The sequence below is a fragment of the endosymbiont GvMRE of Glomus versiforme genome (genome assembly GCF_003546845.1).
In genome coordinates this window covers 452,729-469,012 of the sequence record NZ_NWVA01000002.1, presented here as the reverse complement: position 1 = coordinate 469,012, position 16,284 = coordinate 452,729, and the positions used below count along the sequence as shown (strand labels likewise).

General features: G+C 33.1%; 12 protein-coding genes. 8 read left to right on the top strand and 4 right to left on the bottom strand.

The features are described 5' to 3' along the window. Nucleotides 1-14 precede the first annotated feature (14 nt). The 3 genes from GvMRE_RS06055 to GvMRE_RS06045 all read left to right on the top strand — a co-directional run bounded on the left by GvMRE_RS06055 (nucleotide 15) and on the right by GvMRE_RS06045 (nucleotide 8,601). On the top strand, nucleotides 15-5,567 hold the full coding sequence (locus GvMRE_RS06055) for an NADAR family protein (protein WP_147410346.1): 5,553 nt from the start codon (nucleotides 15-17) through the stop codon (nucleotides 5,565-5,567). Nucleotides 5,568-5,602: 35 nt separating this feature from the next. Next, nucleotides 5,603-7,693, top strand: coding sequence for a hypothetical protein (locus tag GvMRE_RS06050; protein ID WP_147410345.1), 2,091 nt, complete (start codon nucleotides 5,603-5,605; stop codon nucleotides 7,691-7,693). 107 nt (nucleotides 7,694-7,800) lie between these two features. Continuing rightward, on the top strand, nucleotides 7,801-8,601 hold the full coding sequence (locus GvMRE_RS06045; RefSeq protein WP_147410344.1) for a hypothetical protein: 801 nt from the start codon (nucleotides 7,801-7,803) through the stop codon (nucleotides 8,599-8,601). Between the two features lie 3 nt (nucleotides 8,602-8,604). Here GvMRE_RS06045 and GvMRE_RS06040 read toward each other — a convergent pair whose 3' ends face one another. Continuing rightward, nucleotides 8,605-9,345: a uracil-DNA glycosylase gene (locus GvMRE_RS06040; RefSeq protein WP_147410343.1), complete on the bottom strand. Its 741-nt coding sequence runs from the start codon at nucleotides 9,343-9,345 to the stop codon at nucleotides 8,605-8,607. Nucleotides 9,346-9,528: 183 nt separating this feature from the next. On the opposite strand from GvMRE_RS06040, the gene rpsT reads away from it, so the two are divergent. Then, nucleotides 9,529-9,903 carry a 30S ribosomal protein S20 gene (gene rpsT, locus GvMRE_RS06035; RefSeq protein ID WP_147410342.1) on the top strand — a complete coding sequence of 125 codons (375 nt, stop codon included), beginning with the start codon at nucleotides 9,529-9,531 and terminating at the stop codon, nucleotides 9,901-9,903. A gap of 80 nt (nucleotides 9,904-9,983) precedes the next feature. Here rpsT and rlmB read toward each other — a convergent pair whose 3' ends face one another. Together rlmB and GvMRE_RS06025 are read right to left on the bottom strand one after the other, a co-directional pair. Next, nucleotides 9,984-10,754, bottom strand: coding sequence for a 23S rRNA (guanosine(2251)-2'-O)-methyltransferase RlmB (gene rlmB / locus GvMRE_RS06030; protein ID WP_147410341.1), 771 nt, complete (start codon nucleotides 10,752-10,754; stop codon nucleotides 9,984-9,986). An 11-nt stretch (nucleotides 10,755-10,765) separates the two neighbouring features. Continuing rightward, nucleotides 10,766-11,533: a hypothetical protein gene (locus GvMRE_RS06025; RefSeq protein ID WP_147410340.1), complete on the bottom strand. Its 768-nt coding sequence runs from the start codon at nucleotides 11,531-11,533 to the stop codon at nucleotides 10,766-10,768. Between the two features lie 432 nt (nucleotides 11,534-11,965). Here GvMRE_RS06025 and GvMRE_RS13595 point away from each other — a divergent pair, with 432 nt between their 5' ends. The 4 genes from GvMRE_RS13595 to GvMRE_RS06010 all read left to right on the top strand — a co-directional run bounded on the left by GvMRE_RS13595 (nucleotide 11,966) and on the right by GvMRE_RS06010 (nucleotide 14,849). After that, on the top strand, nucleotides 11,966-12,127 hold the full coding sequence (locus GvMRE_RS13595; RefSeq protein WP_172575289.1) for a hypothetical protein: 162 nt from the start codon (nucleotides 11,966-11,968) through the stop codon (nucleotides 12,125-12,127). Between the two features lie 46 nt (nucleotides 12,128-12,173). Beyond that, nucleotides 12,174-12,434: a hypothetical protein gene (locus GvMRE_RS06020; RefSeq protein WP_147410339.1), complete on the top strand. Its 261-nt coding sequence runs from the start codon at nucleotides 12,174-12,176 to the stop codon at nucleotides 12,432-12,434. Nucleotides 12,435-12,681: 247 nt separating this feature from the next. Then, a complete protein-coding gene (locus GvMRE_RS06015) occupies nucleotides 12,682-14,070 on the top strand; it encodes a lecithin retinol acyltransferase family protein (RefSeq protein WP_147410338.1) in 1,389 nt (462 codons plus the stop codon). Between the two features lie 2 nt (nucleotides 14,071-14,072). Further along, nucleotides 14,073-14,849, top strand: coding sequence for a hypothetical protein (locus GvMRE_RS06010; protein WP_147410337.1), 777 nt, complete (start codon nucleotides 14,073-14,075; stop codon nucleotides 14,847-14,849). Between the two features lie 650 nt (nucleotides 14,850-15,499). Here the strand turns inward: GvMRE_RS06010 and GvMRE_RS06005 are convergent. Next, nucleotides 15,500-16,255: a tyrosine-type recombinase/integrase gene (locus tag GvMRE_RS06005; RefSeq protein ID WP_147410336.1), complete on the bottom strand. Its 756-nt coding sequence runs from the start codon at nucleotides 16,253-16,255 to the stop codon at nucleotides 15,500-15,502. Nucleotides 16,256-16,284: the final 29 nt, after the last annotated feature.

Here is a 16,284-nt window from a genome sequence, read left to right as displayed (position 1 = left end):
TATATATGAAAAATATGAATGATAAAGTAATAAGATTTAACAAACCAGAAGATGGAAATTTCTGACTCACAAATTTTTATAAAGGAGAGCCAATTAATTCGCTTCTACCAACTAAAATTGACAATAACGGAAAAATAGCAGAAGACTCGGACTATTTTACTATTGATGGAGGAAAAGGACGCGAGGGTGACGAACCATTCAAATTTGCCAGTGCTGAACATCTTTTTCAAGCCTTAAAATTTGCCTGACAAAATCCTGATTGAGCAATGGATACAAGAAAACAAATAAAAAATGAATTAAGAATTAAAGTTCAATTAAAAGAATACTCAGGAGAAAATGCGAGATATTTCGCTGAAACAGATCCGACCAGAATAGGTGGAGAAATAAGAAGAGATTGAGACACCTATAAATTAAATGCCATGAAATATGTCATAAGACAAAAATTCACTCAAAATCCAGAACTAAAACAACGATTAATGGATACTGGCTACGAAACATTAATAGTGGATAACAACTTTCTTCTTGATGAAACAGAAGATGATAATTTTTGAGGTGTTACTCATTATATTGATGAAAGAAGCTATGTCGGACGAAACCATTTAGGCAAAATTTTAATGGAAATAAGGAAAGAACTTCAAAAAAAGGAAGGATGAACAGAACGAGAAGAAAGCGGAGATTCATCTGGTTCTTCAGAAAGACCAACCACTTTTTATATAGATCAAGAATTAGCCAGATTATTTTCTCGAGACCTTTTAAGAAGAGGATTAATTCATCAAACTCAACAAGAAAGATTAACCGAAATAAATTCTAGTTCTGACTGACTTATTTTTCCCAGCGGTTCCTTGAACTTAAATTGAGTTAATAAAAATGTTACTGGAAATATTATTTCAAAAGAATTAAAAAAAATAATTAAGTTTGCCGCTGAGGAAATTGGGGAAACCGTTCCCGATTTAGAAAATTTTCAAATTAATTTTCAGTCTGATGGTAAAGTAGCATGAAAGATAAATGATAGTTGAGGAGAAGGGGAATGAATTGCTATTAGTAAAAAAGGATTCATATCAGGTTATCTTCCTGATTTAGTAAATATTTTTTCTGGTGATAACAATCGAAAAAAAGATCGATACTTAACGCATCTTTTAGCCGATAAAGAAATAACTAAAACTGTTAACAATGCGAAAAAAACAACAAGGATAGAAAGAGAGGATGAAAATACCCAGGAAAATATTACAATAGAAGTTGCAGAAGTAGAAGTGCCGATTTCTATAAATTCTACTTACGTTTGAGAAGATTCTGTGGAGACTCGGAAGCGTGAAGGGTGAAAGTTAATTAATGGAAAGAGTAAACGAGGTAGAGGGTCGGATGCTAATTATTTTGAAACAACAATGCGTGATGGATGAATGCATCTAATGAAAAAAGTGACACTAGCAAATGATTTAATTATAAAATTAGCCTCTCCTATTACTATTCAAGACGAAGAAATTAGCACCATTAAAATCAGTCGTTTCGGAGGAGATGGAACTAGTATTTTCAGAGTTGACAATGATGGGAACGTTTATTCTAATAATGATTTAGGTAGATTATTACTTGAAGCTGAAGCAGAAAAAAAATATCTTACTTTCCATGGGGTCAATTTTACTGACGCAGAATTAAGCACCATTGTTGACCCTATAACAATTGATTTTTATAATGCTAATCCTGATGCTAAATTTATAATTCTTGATACTAAAAAACTTGAAAGAACCGAAGGAAGATTTGAAGGAAGCGATAAAGGTTATAAAGTCCCTGCTAAATTAAAAGAAATAATTAACGACAGTTTAGAAGAAGGTTGAGAAAGTGAACCTACTGCTTGAGAACCAATGATTATGATAAGTTCTGGCGACCAAGAAGGCTATTTAGTTTTTGATGTAGCAGAAATAAAAAAATACTTGACAAGTAGTGGATACCTTGATGACAAAGTATTTAATTTAGATGGAACTTATAAACTAAGAAAAATAAATGAAGTTGGGAAAGATATTTTTGGCGGAAAAGTGTTAAGTATTGGCATGTCTTACGAGAAAATTAGTGAAGCAACAGCCGAAGAAATAAGAAAATCCAAAGGAGACGGATACCGAAAAAGAGAAATCGTGGACGAAATTAAAAAGGTCGTTAATGATATTAATAATATTGATGGCATCAAAAGGGGACATGAAATTAGAGAAGTTGAAGAATGAGAAAGACAAATTACTGATGCTCCCAATTTAGAAGAAGCAGAAAGGATAAAAAATGAAGTTCACGAAGCCATTCTAATTCATATACGAGACGTATTAAGAACTTTTAGAACAGATTCAAATTTAAGCCCCGATGATTTAGAATTAGAAAACCGCTTTTACCGAGCAGATGACCATGAAGGGAGAGATAGGAATGATGCTTTGTCGGTTATCCGAAATCCAGAACTAGAAAATGTGGTAGCCACTACTCAAAGGATTGTGGCTGATATTTTGGCTAAAAAACTAAGTGAAGAGGAAGCAGAATTTATTAATAAATTCAAAGACGCACAAGGCGGACGAGAAGCCATGGAAGCCATGGAAGCAATTACTAACCAAGAAATTTTAGCCTATAAAGAAAAAGGTTGAGATGATGAAAATTCTCGCCGAATTCATAATGCAGGTTGAGAAGCCAGAGACTTAAAAGTAAAAGCAGAAGGTGACACAATACCAATTGCTATCATTGAAGGAAAAGAAAGTAAAATTTTTGTTGGCGACCGTGAACTTTTTAAACATCTTTTCTACTTAGGAAGAATTTCACAACAATTACCAGAGGAAGACAAAAGAAGACTTTTGGCTCTTAATAATGAAGAAAAAACAGCATTAATAAAACCTTGATTAAAAAAACACTTTTCTCCTCAACTAATCATTAATGCTCATTTCAAAAATGGCTGAGAGGCTGAGGATGTAAAAGACATGTTAGATGAAAATAGAGAAATTGCTGGCAAAGCTTCATTAAGCGGCGAAGAAGGAAGTTATATCTTTGACCCTTTAATAGTAAAAAAAGAGAGAGTTGTCGCCCAAGATGGAGAATGAAGAGAACTTTTTCCTGATGCTGCTGAAAGATATAAATGACAAAGTTCTTTAATTTTAACTCCAGGAAAAGCTAACTATCTTGGTAGAGAAAGAAAATGAGAACCTAACGATATAAGACCTCTATTTAATCCTATATATATATATATTATGAGCGATGGAAGAGAAGTTCGCTCAGGAGACCCTGACTATGAAGTTGTAAACAGAACAAGAAGATTAGGAGACACAACAGTTCGCGAGACAATTAGAACTGGTGAACAACAAGTCGGAGTAGAAGTATTTTTACCTCATTCATCCACTATTTTGTTTGACAATAAAAAAGAATGAAGGAACGAAATAGAAACAATGCCAAAAAAAGTAATTTTCTATGCTAGATTATTTAAAAATTGCCTTGAAGGAGAATTGCGAGAAATAGCTGACCGAACGAAAAAGTTACCGGCTGGTAAGCGTTGAGATACTGACCCACTTTTCACCGGTATGACGGAAGACTTATTTAGAGATAGAGACCCTACTGATGAGGAACTTGAAGCAGCCCAAAAAGAAGGAAAGAAAAATTTAAGAGCCGAAATCCATGCTTGAAGAAAAAAAGGATTTAACTTTGATGATGCTCGGATTGCTTTTGAAAGAGGATGAAATGCTAGAACTGATAACATTTCTGATAAAAATTATAACGACCCTGATAACACTGGATTATTTATTATGTTTGATGGAACACGTGTTAACCCTATAACAACTAATAAAACTGAGGAGCATGAACTAACAACTGAATTTGATTTAGGACGACATTTTGCCGAGCAAATTAGAAGAGCCCGAACAATGCGAAATAGCGAAGATGATTTAGAGACATTGAGAAATCAAATTGCCTTTTTGAACTCTTTTGCGACTGCAGAAGATGGTCCACGAAGAAACATATGAAATCTCATAGGAGCAAGAGAATGTGAGGAAGTACTTGAAGATTTAAGACAAAGAGAAAGATATCTAATTAGAGACGCAGAAGTAAGAAGATGAAGAGAAGCATTTGGCAACCGTAATTTAGCAAATCGGTGGAGAAATAATACCAGATTAAACTTGGAGGAAGCTCAAACAGCCCAAAGAAACGGTTGACATCCAGAACAAATTACGGAACGTATGGCTCACCTCGATGGCACTGATTATAATCCATTAGAAATAACTGCTGAAACTGCTGAAAGATGAAATACAACTTTCCTTGCTCCGGGAACTCGTAATCAATGAATAGCTACTGGCTTAACTTTTGAACAATGCCAAACCGCTAAAAATAATGGTTGAATTATAGATTTTATTGTTCGACCAATAGACCTTGCTAACCCATTAGCAGAATTAAGAATGACTGCTAGACCAGGAGAAACACCTCTGACTTTTCCCATTACTATTCGTCTAAAAGATGCCGTTGATGAAGCATATGAAAGGCTTTTTTTTGCGGATAGAGGAATTGCGGATAATGAAATCAAAAATAGATGAATTGACCTTGGTCTAAGTATTCATGAAGCCATTCAAGCCTATGATGAAAAGCACTGAGATAATTTGGAAGGAGTTGGGCGCAATGAAGATAACAAAATAATTTATGAAAGCCACGAACAAACCACAATGATTGATCTTCGAGGTCTTTGAATTTGTAATAAAAATGATTTAGATACAGTTCATAGCCTTTTAAATGATATTAAACGAGAAACTGATTCAAGCAATCTAATGTATCGAATAACAAGAACAGTCGGTCAACGAATTGCTAACTTTGATATTGCTGATGATGCTTTGCCCGAGGGTGCGAGAAAAGCAAATATAGAACATGCTAGAAATATAAAATCTTTGACATTAAATGGCTGAGGCAAAACATTGGAAGGTACAATAAAATTTGACGATGGTTCTCATTTACAACCAGCAAGAGACGGAGATAATATTTATTTAGTTAATTATACTTCTTCACGTGGTATTACTATAAATAACATTGATATTCGATTACATGGAAAAACACAAATAGACAATGCTCACCGAATTTTAACCGATATTAGAGGAAAAACTATTGATAGTATTGATGACTTGAATGACAGAGGAGTAATCCATACCCAAATTGAAGCAATTTCTGCTGCCGATAACGAAAAACTACCAAATGAATTAAAAAAAACGGCTTTGAATAGAAAAAGAACAGAAAGAAGGAATGAAATAAATAATGAATATGCAGAATGAAACAGATTTTTTGCCGATCATGTTGCCGAATTTGGCAGAGATGCACCAACTCACGAGCAAAATGCTCTGCGTCAAAGTTGAAGAAATAGTAATCTGAGTCCAACCCGTCATGCCGGAGCAGACAGCGAAGCCGACCAAGTTTGAACTAATGGTTGAAGAGATTTTAATGACAATGGAACACTGGGAGATGTTGATAACAAAGGAGGCAGAGTTAGCGGATTTAATCGACTCACTGGAACTTTTGTCTATACTTCCTATGGCATACCAACAAATGGGGTTGACCCAAAGTTAAAAACAGAGATGATTTAGATTTTATTCATTATTTCCAAGTTAAGGGAGCAGTAATGAGAGATGAAGAAATTTTAGCTTACAAGAAAACAAGTCCTAATCGTACTCACCGCTTAACTGAAATTAACGCATGAAACTCTTATGATAATGGATGAACTAATCCAGAGGAAATTAGCATTAATAACGAAGGAAGAGGAATTATTTGCTTTGCTGACGATAAAACCAACATTACAAATTGAGAAGTTTATAATTATTGAGAAGAAAATCAAACCCGAATTGCCAAATATCAGGATTCGTTCAGACAAGCAGGAAACGGTATATTAATAGATGATGCAGAAAGAGAATTACCAGTTGACGAAGCAGAAATTAACAATTGGATAGAAATTTATTCTGACCCAGCAAGAGCCAGAATAATTTATGATAAATATTGAAATCCAGAAAATATTGGCAACTTAATTAGCGGACATCATGGTGAAATTACTTGAAATGGTGTTGATTATGATAACACTATTAATCCCGAAATAATTGACAAACTGGCTGCTTATGAAACCGCCCTAAATAATGCTCCTGGAAGCACACGGCCAGGAAGAATTCATGCTCCGATTGGAAGAGATGAAATAAATGATATAGCCTTTGATTGGCTAAGCAAAAATTACCCACCAACTGATGCTCGCATAAATATCGATAATGGTTGAAGTGCCAGCGATGTTACTGATTATAATATTCAGCCTAACCAAGGCAGAGTTATTGATGGAGAACCTTATTCTTATAATACCCTTAACCTTTTGAAAAGCCAAGCCCAATTCATTCACGAATTCCGAGGAACTATCCCAGTTGGTTTGACTAACGACCAAATATTAACTTATCAAGGAAAAGGATTCAATGGTACTGAAGTTCGGATTGTTTATAATAATAGTTGACATAACCCTAACCAGTTAGGAAATGAAGGAACTGCTAATGATCGTCAAGCAACTTTAGACGGAACTAATTATAATATTGATCCTTTAACAAGAACTAAACAACAAGCCGAAGGAATTCAAGCAGTAAATCATCATTGAGATAATAACGTTGCTAATCTAGCAGCAGGAACTGATAAAAACGCTATCTTGGGAAGAGATTGAGAAAGCAACTTTGATGGAAAAAATGGTCTAGAATGTGCAGTGTTAAGGGCTGGATTGACCACATTGATTGATAATGAAATAACAAACCAAAGAAATGCCAGAACTGGTGGCGGAGGTGGTGCTCCAGGCGGTGGTGGCTACACTCCTCGGGCAAATACTGGTTTTGGGACTGGTGGTAATGCTGGTGGTAACGATGGAAATCAAACTCAAACAACACACCCTAATGTGGCTCAAACTTCAACTAATCAGCCAACAACTTCTGGCAGCACATCAAGTAGCCAGCCTACTTCTTCTGACACAAGTAGTAGCACTAGTGCAGGAAGTTCTCCCGATAGCTCGCCTTCTCCTTCGAGTGCTAGCAGCGAATACTTTAGCGGCGGAGGAAGCTATGAAGGAAGTTTCTCCCCTCCTACTTCTGAAAGAAATGATTCTTCAACTCCTAAGCCTCAGCCAACTCCTATTAAACCAGAATCTGGTTCACCATTAAAACCTACTCAGCAAGAAACCCCTCTTAATCCTGAAATAATTGCTGAAATAAAAACCCAAAACAACGAAGGAGAAAATTGAGAGCCAGAAGAAAAAGCCATTATTGAAAAAATCTTTGCTGAAAACGTTGCTAAGCCACAAGACAAGACAGAAAAAGACCAAAAAGAAGCAAAAATAACCACTGTCGAGCAAGCCAAATTAGTGCAAGAATTAATGACCAAAACAAGTCAAGCCTTAAAAACACAAACTTACTCCCAAGAATTACATAATTGATTAGTGGAACAAAAAGAAACGAATGCTCAAATCTACCAAATGGTAAATGCTCATCAACAAAGAGTTGAACAATCAATTCAGCACTTGGTACAATTGCAAAAGCAGCAGCAAAACAAACAAGCTACGCACCCTTCCCAAGAAAAAAAATGGCTTCCCTGAACCATTGGTGGCGGAGTTTTAGTTACGGCTGTTGTGCTAGGTACTGTGTTTAAAATTACTACTGGTACAGGGAAGAATAAGCATCCTTTACCAAAAAGTAAGAGGTAGAAATAATAAGATTTTTTATTCTTAAGATAATTTTTCTTACAAAGAATTCGATTTTTTATGAAAATCGTTAAAAAAACAATAAAAATTTATATTAATAAATAGAAAATATGGAATTCAGAAGAAAACTTTTTCTAAGCAAGATTTTTGAAAAAAGACCAGTTTTAATAATTAACACCCTGTTACACATTTTTTCTCTTGCTTGCTCTTTGATATTCAATAACAGATTAGGGAGTAATAAATTTGCTCACGCACCTTTTAACTTTTTTTGGGAGTGGCTGACTGTTTTTTGATGTGTTTGGAGTTCAGTATTGGCAATCATTTATAATTTAATTGAATTAAAATGAGATTATGAAAAGAATAAGAAAATCCCAAAATGGTGAAAAACTTTTGGTTTAGTTCTGGCAGTTGGTAATGCATTAAGCATAGTGATGTTTACTACTTATTTACCGGACCAATTAAGTAAAGATATTCCCCGAGGGCCCTTTTGGTGAATTTATTCTTTTATTTGACATTATGTTACTTTTCCTTTGTCTTTATTTTACTTTTGTAAATTTGTTAAAGTGGAAGAAAAAATGGTTTACCAGAAAAAGATTTTTTTGCTGTTGGCTTTTCAGCCTTTCATTTTCTTTGTCACCAATTTATTTAGAGTAGCAACTGCCGACAAGGATTATTTAACAGAGAAAGGATGAAAGAAATTTATGGTTCCGTGCTTTGAATGGGCCGAAAAAGGAGAATGATTTAAATTTTTTTGCTTTTTTTGGAGTGGTGTTTTGGCTCTTTGGATAATTTTGCTTTTACTAATAAAAACAAAGAAGCGTTATTTTCCTTCCACGCTCCTAAATGAAGCAAAAAAGAAGAATAAGAGAGAGAGAGAGAGAGAGAGAGAAGAAAAAAGACAAAGTAACTAATTTTTAATTAATTGCTGGCTTTTCTATGGATAGCCAATTAACAGGCTCCTTTCCGACTTCAATTAATAAATTATTAACTTTGGAAAAAGGTTTAGAGCCAAAAAATTTATGTTTAACATTAAAATTGGCACTAAAGGGTGAAGGGTGAGTAGAAATAATACTTAATTTATCAGCAATTTGGCATTCATCCTTAATTAATTCAGCTTTTTTGCCCCAAAATACTCAAACAAATTCAGGATTATAATCGTTTAAATACTTGATTGAGGAATAAGTGAACTCTTTTCAAAGTTCCATATGGGATAATGGCTTACTTGCTTGGACAGTTAAAGCAGTGTTCAATAAAAATACCCCTTCTTTTACTCAAGGGAATAAATTGCTGTTGGTGGGTGGAGGACAATCAAGGTCACGACTTAATTCTCAAAAAATATTTTGCAGGGTGGCAGGGATATAATTCGGTTTTTTAGTGCTAAAAGCAATTCCGTCAGCAACTTTTGGTTGATGATAAGGGTCTTGTCCTAAAATTACTACTTTAATTTGTGGCAAAGATATTTCTTGAAACAAACGAAAAACATCTTTTTGGGGCGGGTAGCACCAATGATTTTGATATTCATTGTCTATTTGGGCTAGTAAGTTAGGAAAATATTCTTGCTTAATTTGTTCTTGAAAGAATTCGATTCAACTTTTTTCAATTAAATGAAGATTAAATTTTTGATATAAAGGTTCATTAAGTATCGTCTGGACCATAGATATAATATAATTTTAACAGAATTTGCAAAATATCAGAAGTGTAAAAAGTGTTTTTGTATAAAATTATATGATAAGAAAAAAAGAAAATCAAAAGCAACAAACTCAAAGTGAACTAAATAAAAAAACAAATTAGGCAAAATAAACTAGTAATTGTGACAACATTTTAAAAATTACTAATATATGAAAATAAAAAGAAAGGATAGAAAACAAAAAAGAAGAAAAATCCTCAAACCCAAAAGAAACCAATTAAATCAAAAAAGAGTTCTCAAAAATAAAAAGCGTCAAGCAGAAAAAAGAAAATATAAAACTTTAATTAAAAATCAGAATAAAATAATTGAAAATGAATGCAAGCAAAGTAATTTACAAAAGAATGATGCCGGCTTTGCTAACTTAAAAAAATTACTTAGCCAAGCCCAAAAAATCCTTGATAAAGCTGCTCAAAAAAGAATTATTCATAAAAAAAATGCTGCACGAAAGAAAAGCAAAATTAACCACAAAATCAATGATTTTAAAAAGCAAATTAGTCTTGAAAATTCTGTCCCGGTTGAAGAATAATAAAGATTTCTTATCTTTTTTTTAAAATAACTGCAACAAGGCAAAAAGAAAGTACGGAACACAATGTTTCGTAGTTATTATTAACTTTTATTATTGTTGTGATTATTTTTTAACTCGTTTCTTTCTCACTGACTAACTAATCGTGCCAAAACGATTCCACAACTGACAGAAACATTTAAAGAACTAATATTATTGCTCATTGAAATATAAATAGCACTATTGCTCTTTTGAATGATTTTTTGTTTAATACCTTGGTGCTCATTGCCAAAAACTATACAAGTAGGAAAATTAAACTCTATTTGATTATATTCTTGGCTTCCTGGTTGACAAACAGTAGAAACAATTCAGTAATTATTTTTTTTTAATTCATTAATGGCTTCTAGTAAATTATTAACTTGGCAAACAGGAACATAAGCCACACCACCCATAGAAACTTTGATTACCGTGCTATTTACTGGCACTTGATTTTTGGTGGCAATAATCACTCCATCTACTTTTAAAGCTGCACAAGTTCGTAAAATTGCTCCAAAATTATGAGGGTCTTCAATGCCATCTAGCATAACCAATAAAGGAAACCGGTGATTTGATTTTTGTTTTAGCAAGGAATTAAGTGAAACATAATTATATTCTCTAATAAAAGCAACGATACCTTGGTTTTTTTTGTCAAAGCTATAACGAGAAAAATCGTTTTTGTCTAATAATTGATAAGCAATTTTTTTTGTTTCTAGCAGTTTAAGAAGTACTTTATCATTTTTGTATTTGTCAACCAAAAGCAAAAATTTTTTTAACTGAAAATAAGGAGAATTTATTAAACTACGAACAGTATGATTACCAAAAGCGAGAAAAGTCATAAATTTTTGTTTTAATGTTCTTTGTTTTCCTCTTCCCAAAAAGAAAGGCTTAACCCTTTCCCGCTGCTCCAACAATAAAAAATGCAATTTTTATTTAAACACTCTCCACTAATCAATTTTTCTCAAATCGTTTTATCTCTCAATAAAGTATAAAAAACAGCTATTCTGACCGGTCGGGGGATTTTTTTATCATCATGTTCTATCAGTAGCGAATAAAAAGTATTTCCTTTATTTACTCCTCTTGCTGCATGATAAACTTCGCACTTAACCACTTGACCAGTAAATACAGTAGACGGCTGCTTTTTCTTTTCGAGTGGTTGAAGAGTTTCGTTTTCTTGAATTAACTTTTGCCCTCTTTCTTTTTCTAAATAGCGAACCAGGGCAAGATAAGCCATTAAAATGTGGTTGGTAAGTATTCTTTGTTCTTTGACATATCAAAAGCCGCTTTTTCTCTCCAAATTAGCAATTGAATATATTCCTTTGTTAAGTAAAGAACTAGTTTCTTGGATTATTTCTTTTGATACTGCTTGAAAATCAACTATTGAAGCCAAAGAAGCAAAACTTTCCTTGACTATTTTGGTGCTATTTTTTGGCTGACTAAAAATAACTTTTTCCACCTCGTATTCCTTAATTTTCTCATTAACTAAACTTATAATATTTTCAACATTTACTTCTCCCCAAGTAAAAAAATGATAATTTTCTTGTTCGCGGTCATAAAAACATACTCCTAACTCCAAACACTCTTTGCTGTAAGGGCTAATTGATAAATATTTTTTCATATCCTATATTAGAATTTTTCTATTTTTTTTTTCCGGTTGAGCTTTTTACTACTTTAATATTCTCACGGAGTTCTATGAATGATGATATAACACACACACACACACACACAAAGTCAATAACCTATGACGAACTTATTGATAAATTAAGTAATGTGCTAACCAAGGAAATAAATGAAGGTTAAAACTTTTTTTTAGCACAACAAGTGGACAACTTACCCAAAGATAAGCTTTTGGCAAGTTAAAAATCAAGCAGAATTAAAAGAAAGTTTAGCAAATTTTTTCCTATTAGTTGGTAATCAGGAAGCGAAAAAACCAAAAATAGGAAAAAAAACTTGTCAGAAGTTAGCAAAAGTATCATCACAATTTAAGTTTTCCACTCAAATTAAAGTGTTATCTACTCATGAGAGATTTATTAATCGTTTAGGTGAAGTGATGCGGAGAATTAGATATTTAAGTATTGCGGGAGGAAAAGGTTATTTTCTCCTGAATACTTATCAAAAACCAAGAATATTAGAACAATTACCTCGGGGAAAAATCCTGGATTTAAAGTTAATTCAGGGCATAAAACATGCTTTTTTTAATCGAATAATCTAAAATACAGAAAGCGGCATAAATAAAGCGGTATCTGTAAAATATATTTATGAATAAATGAGAAAAAGTTAAGAAATTAAGAAGTTTAGAAATCTTGGGAGAAGCACCCCAAGAACCCAGTCAAAACTTACAAGCCCCTGAATTAGCCCCAAGTGATAAAAGAATTACAGGCAGGACGAAACCACTGTCTTTAAAAGCGAAGCCTGAATTCCATAAAGAATTAAAAAGAATGGCAACGGAAGAAAATTGTTTAATGATTGAATTATTAGAAAAAGCCCTTAAATGCTATGAAAAGCATAGAGGAAAATAATTGAACTATTTTTTAAGCAAAAATTTTTTTTTTTAAAACAAAATCACACAAAAAATTCACCTTAAATTTTCTCCTCATTTCGCGCACGCATATATTCACTATTATAAATTTGGTTCACCAAATTATTATAAAAAAATTTTGTGTGTGTAAAATATATATATGAGGTAAATAATATGAAAAGAAATATAATTGAAATCAAAAATGGAAAAAACAAAATTAAAAACAAAGGAGGTGAAAGATAAAGATAATGCCAAAATGATGTACAAATTGTAATTGTTATCAGCAATCAACATATGAAAAATATGCACATGTAGCTGACCAATTAGGATTAACTTCGGAAGCAGATAATAAGTGTTCAGCTTGTCTGAAATATAATACTTTTGTTTCATCTAGACCTATTCAACCTTCTGTCCCTGGAGGAGTAAAATATTTAAGGATGCAAGATATACATGGTGGGAACTGATACGACCGATTTGGAATAAGTAGTTATGAAGCAGACAAATTAGATAAAATGGGGCTTTCTCCTCGTTCTACTACACAAATATCTGGTGGTGGTGTACGCCCATTTGAATCAACACCCGGGAATAGTCTAAATCGCAACGATGTGGTAAAAGTTCTTGAATGTGAAAAAGTGGCTCAAAGTAACAGTTATAATTTTCCTTATGAATTGAGAGGAGAAGGAAAAATAAAGGCTTTGACTTTTTTTTCGACTTGGTTCAGTCCTAATTGTGCGATGATAATTGGTTCTAATAATGATGTTTGAGTGGTAGTTTATGAACCAAGGGTAAGGCAAATGATGGAGAACTTACAAGTTGTAAAAGCTAATTCTTCTAGTTCTTGGGCTAATGCCATAAGTAAAAATGACAGGTTAATCTTTGAATGAACTTCTGATAATTCGTATAGTCCTCTTCTTTCACTAGATCCTTCAACAGGTGTGTGTCTTTATGTTTCTTTGCCTTTGGTTATAGAAAGCAATTTGCCGACTTATATAAGCAATCCAGATGATTATTTAAAACCTTTTGATGTTGTAAAAATTAGGAGAGATTGGGGATATGAACACGTATTGATTTATTTGGGTAGTGGGCAAGTTCTTCATATTTGAGATCCGAACGGTGGTTTATTAGGTAAAAAGGAAAGACAAAAAGCTAACATTCATCCTTGAAATGTGGTAATTGGAAATAATGCTACGTCAATAACTAGATATAATGCAACTATTCCTTTTAAACATCAAGACAAAGTGATTGAACATATGGCAAGAGCTCTTTGTAGTCAGGAATATGATACAGGAACTTATAACTTGTTTCTTAAAAACTGCGAACACTTTGCTAATAAATTAATGAGAGGTGTTGAGTTTTCAGAGCAGGTAGGTAATGCGAGAATGAGATTCCTTAGTGGGGTTGGTGAACTTTTTACTAATAATCTTAGAGATTTGGCAAGTGAAATATCAAAGACCAATTACCATTTTGAGAATTTGAGTTTAAACAAACCTTACGAATTAGAAAGTAAAAAAAGCGAAATAAGAAGATATAAGCAGGAAGCTGAAAGACAAATTGCTCAGGTTCTCCAACCCACATGAAATCACAGATTTAACAGAAATGTCTATTTTGTTCCTAATTCTGACTGTAAAATCTCATAAATATGAAAAATCTTGAAAAACTTCGAAAAGAAATAATTGGGCAAAATTGAAATCCACCTCTTGCTTTGCAAGAAGAGTCAGCAATTAATGATTCTCTTTTGGATACCGAGGAAGATTTAAAATTATTGGGTAAATTACTGTTCGATATTAGATGAGTGAAAAAACTTGTCAGCGAAGTTCCTGATTATAGCCCTTATGTTACGCACGCTAAATTAATTCAAATAGCAGATTTTCAAAATGGAGAAGATGAAAAAAAAATAAAAGTTGTTAAGGTTTTGGAAAAAAATGATATCTTTTTAGAAAATGAAATTCCTCAAATAAAAGAGGTGATAAATAAAAGTAGGCAAATAAAGGAAAAACTTTTGCAAAATTTATCAAACTTAACAGTTGACCGGTTTGGCTGATTTGTTATCGAAAGTAAAGAAACAATTGGAGAAGACTGACTTACTAACCACAGAAAAGAAAGGGGAAAGTTGATAATTGAAGAGAAATGAATTACTAAAAATGACCATAAAAAAATTAGAAGGGCAATAATCGATGATATTAAGAAAAATCCCCAACAATGGAAAATTGAGTGAACTCGTGTTTATGATAAACCTGTTATTGGAAATTCAACAAAGCAATTAGTAGTAAAGCATTCATCAGGCAAAAGACAGTGAAAGAATGGGTTTGCTAATGAAGAATGAATTGAAATTGAAAATGTTGTCAAGTTGCATCAAGTAGGGCGTTTTAAGTCTTGATTACCCTTTCGTGGTGGTTATAACGACAGCAAGTATTAGTTTGCTTGCTTTTTTTGCTTACTTATTTTGAAAAAAAAAAAGAAAGCATTAAAAGGATTTTTTCTTTATTTAAAAAAAAGAACAAAAAAAAAAATTTTTCCTTTCAGTCGCCCCTCCGGGGCTCCTTTCCTCCCCAAAATGCCCATTTTTAAGTGAAAATAATGAAATCCAGCCCTTTTTAAAACTCCTTTTTTAAGGCTTTTAAAAGTGAAAATGTGGCTAAATTCCCTTATAAATCTGCTATTTTTTCAATATTAATAAGGCAAATTCAGCCTTAATTTATTTATTTTTCCTTGCTTGATATCACTTCTCCTCGGCTTGCTTTTCGGCTTCACTATGAGGAAATGCCATCAAGCACAAGAACAGCAAAATAAAGTAAGGTTGGACTGATAAACAACTAAATAAAGAGGATGTTTGTTCGCTGTGGTTTAATTTGGCTGTTAAATTAGTGTTAATTTCTTGCTCAGTTTGTAATTGTTGACGGAGATTGTTATTGATTTGCTTTTCGTGGGCTAAATTATTTTCAGTGATGGTTCTTTTTTCTTGTTCGCTGGCTAAATCTTGGGTTAGTTGGCTAACGGTTTGCTGTGCTTCGGTTAATTCTTGCTGAATTTGTTCTTTTTCGGCTGTTGCTTGGGCTTTTTGTTGGCTTAATTCTGATAAATCACTTTGTAAATCGGTGTTTCGGACTTTAAATTGTTATTTTCTTTTTGGATTTGGCTTAATTGGTTTTCTAGCTGGTGAATTTTGGTTAAATGCTCTGTTGGTATAGGGTTAAATGATGGTAAATTTGGTGTAAATAGAATGGGTGGTTGGTCTAAATTCACTTTAACAGGATTGTCAGGTTCAGGTTGGGGCTTTTTGGGTTTTTCTAGTCATTGCTTTCCTGCTAGGATATCAGCAGTGTCGTCATCATCGTCGCCATGGTAAGTATTCATTCAGTATAAAGCGGTAGTTCTAATGCTTTGGTGACCTAAAAGTTTTTGGAGTAATGGTAAAGGTAATCCTGCTTCTGCGTGATAGGTGGCAAAACTTCTCCGCAAAGTGTGGGGAGTTAGTTCAGTATTAGCAGGGATTTCTAGGGATTTTTTAATGCTTTTTAGGAAATGGTAAAAGTTGAAGCGATTAGTTTGCTGGGGTTTTCATTCACATTTTTTAAGTTCACTAATGACTTTTTTGGGAATGTAGACAAATCGCTCCTTTTTGCCTTTGGTTTTAACGCGATATAAGCCTTTTCTAGTTTTAGCTGATAAATCAAAGTTCACCGCTTCACTTACTCGCAAGCCTGCTTTTTGGCATAACAAAAATAATCCGCAATGCTCTTTACGTTTAAATTCTCCGTGTTGATTTGGGATAGTTAGAATTCTTTGGCGAATTTGCTTTAAAACTTGTAAATTAGGAAGCATATATTTAAAAATAAAAATATACTCCTTAC